At 50.9% G+C, this 2912-nt stretch carries 2 protein-coding genes; both read right to left on the reverse strand.

Annotated elements, in window-relative coordinates; translation table 11 throughout:
- Positions 1–45: 45 nt before the first annotated feature.
- Positions 46–2202: a PQQ-dependent dehydrogenase, methanol/ethanol family gene (locus ABYP33_RS18300; protein WP_373092694.1), complete on the reverse strand. Its 2157-nt coding sequence runs from the start codon at positions 2200–2202 to the stop codon at positions 46–48.
- A 125-nt stretch (positions 2203–2327) separates the two neighbouring features.
- A partial coding sequence (locus ABYP33_RS18305) for a lysophospholipid acyltransferase family protein (RefSeq protein WP_373092696.1) occupies positions 2328–2912 on the reverse strand: 585 nt, incomplete at its 5' end.

Consider the following 2912-nt stretch of genomic DNA (forward strand, 5'->3'; position numbering starts at 1 on the left):
CATAATTCCCTCAAATCCGACACCGCAACGCTAAGGTCGGCAAACTTACATCAACCAAGCAATGAAATTGGCAAGCAGTGAAAAGAACCAGGTTTTAAGACCCTTCCACCAATCGGATTGCGCTCTTAACTCTTTGTCGACATTCGCACGCTCTAAAATAAAAGCGTGTATTGCGTACGCATCATCCTCGCTCAGCACCTCACCAAAGCCGACCATACCCGCTTTACTCATAATGCCATCCAGTACAATGGCATTAAAACTATTATGAAATGCGGCCGGTAAGTGACGCAGATCCGGGATCGCGCCATTAGAAATGGCTTCCGTACCATGACAGGCATTGCAGTAGGCGTAATAAAGATTACGGCCTTTCTCCAAAACCACCTTGTCAGTGCTTAGGCGTGGTGGAGGCTCGTGCAATTGCTTGAGCGGGTTTTCAGGTAGCACGCCATTGCCACCCAATTTAAAGGTAAGCACTCGGCTCGGCGGCGGGGTCACTTCGCGCTCCAAGCCCGCAATCAAGCCAAAGGCGCCGCCCCAACCGGCAAGAATAGTCACGTATTGCTCGCCATCAACGGTATAGGTCACCGGTGGCGCCATCACGCCGGTTTTTGCCGGAAATGACCAAAGCTTCTCGCCGTTATCCGCGCGGAAGGCCAGCACTTCACCGTCGGCCGAACCCTGAAACACTAAGCCGCCACCTGTCGCTAAAATGCCACCGTTCCAGGTTAATTTATGGGAAACCTGCCACGCGGCCTCCTGCTTAACCGGGTCCCAAGCCAGCAGGCTACCCTGGGTGATCTTGCCGGTCAGTAACTGCGACAATATTGGATCTGCAACTGCGGGTTGCTGCAAATATATCCCCAGATTCCACTGCCCCCACTGATGGAGATACTCCTCAACCGAGTTGTATTCAAACAAGCTGCTTATCGCCGGTATATAAACCAGCCCAGTCTGCGGGCTGTAGGCCATGGCCTGCCAGTTGTGCGCGCCCATAGAGGACGGCCGAATCAGTTCAGGCGCGTCACGGTAACGGGCATTATCTGCCTCCACCGGACGTCCAGTCTCTAGATCATAATGGCTAGCCCAATTCACGTCCGCATAGGGCTCTGCCGACAACAACTTGCCAGACTGACGATCAATAACGAAGAAAAAGCCATTTTTAGGGGCATGCCAAATAACCTTGCGCTGCTCTCCCGCAATCGCCATATCGGCCAACATAATGTGCTGAGTGGCGGTGTAGTCCCACGACTCGGCAGGGGTTTCTTGGTAATGCCAAATATATTCACCGCTATCAGGGTTCAGTGCCACTATCGACGACAAGTAAAGATTGTCGCCACCCTCGGGGCTACGAATTTTGGCATTCCACGGAGAGCCATTGCCAACGCCAATATAGAGCTGGTCTAACTCGTCATCGTAAACAATAGAATCCCATACCGTGCCACCACCGCCGTATTCCCACCACTTGCCGGTCCAGGTCTTTGCCGCCCGCGCCATGGCGTCGTTCTCAAAGCCATCGGCAGGGTTTGCCGGAACGGTGTAAAACCGCCACAGTTCTTTACCGGTATTTACGTCAAAGGCACTAACATAGCCACGTACGCCGTATTCCGCACCGCCATTACCAATAAACACCTTACCTTTAGCCACTCGCGGCGCACCCGTTATGGTGTAAGGGTAGGCCTTCAAATCTGCCGTGGCGGTTTCCCAGAGTACGTCACCACTCGCCGCATCCAGTGCGATCAGACGGGCATCGAGGGCGCCAAAAATAATTTTACCTTCGTAGACAGCAACACCGCGATTAACAACATCGCAACACGCCATCTTGGCCCACTCTTTGGGTACGTTGGGATCGTATTTCCACAGTAGGCGACCATCGCGGGCATCCAGCGCGTAAACAACACTCCAATTGCCCGTCACGTAAATAACTCCATCAACAACAATAGGCGTCGCTTCTAAACCGCGATTAAAATCGGTATCAAAGGCCCACGCCAGCCCTAAATTAGCAACGTTACCAACATTGATCTGATCGAGTTCGCTATAGCGCTGTTCTTTATAGTCCTTACCGTAAGACAGCCAGTTTGCACTGTCATTACGGGAAATACGCTCGGTTGTAACATCCTTTGCAGTGTCGGCATTGACAAATATTGAGGCAGTAAAAAGAGTGGCCATTGCCAGAGCACAGGCAAAACCAAAGCGCGTTTTCATCGCAATTTCCAGTCGTTGTTATTAGCTGTATGCGCTCCTAGCCACAAACCTAGATGGAGCGCGCGTCTATCTATTATTATTGATTAACACTGAAGAATATCTACGCCAAACTTAGTAGAGACAGTTTATTCACTATGCGGCTTGAACCCTCTTTTGTCGGCGTAAAAAGACCGTATTTCGACTATATCTTTTTCATAGTCGCCGGTGGGGTGAAATGCAGGCCCCATGCCCACCACATTCAAATTGGTGTCAACATAAGCCATGTAAATCGGCACCCCCGCCCCCACCGCAATATGATAAAAGCCGGCCTTCCAGTGATTCACCTTACTACGAGTGCCTTCTGGGGTAATGATTACCACTAACTCATCGCGCTCATTAAAATTAGCCACTATTTGCTCGACGGTATTATGTTTTTTGCGTCGATCAATACCGATGCCGCCAAACCAGCGCATCAGTGCGCCAAAAGGCCCTGCGGGGAACAAAGTGTGCTTGCCGATCCAATGCACATCCAAGCCTAATATAAAAGACGCCGCCATCATTGTGGGAAAGTCCCAGTTGCTGGTGTGCGGCGCGGCGATCAAAACATATTTTTTATCTTTGGGCTTTTCGCCCTCTATACGCCAACCCCTTAAGCGGGTTAGCGCCATAAACACCAAACGAAAAAAGCCACTAACCAATGGCGTTTTAAAAATTGTACGTGTTTGCATGAA

Origin of the sequence: Zhongshania sp., from assembly GCF_041584495.1 — a bacterium.
In the GTDB taxonomy this organism is placed as follows: Bacteria; Pseudomonadota; Gammaproteobacteria; order Pseudomonadales; family Spongiibacteraceae; genus Spongiibacter.

Coding starts and splice junctions, on each gene's coding strand:
- ABYP33_RS18300 (WP_373092694.1), bottom strand. CDS start 2,202: ATGAAAACGCGCTTTGGTTTTGCCTGTGCTCTGGCAATGGCCACTCTT.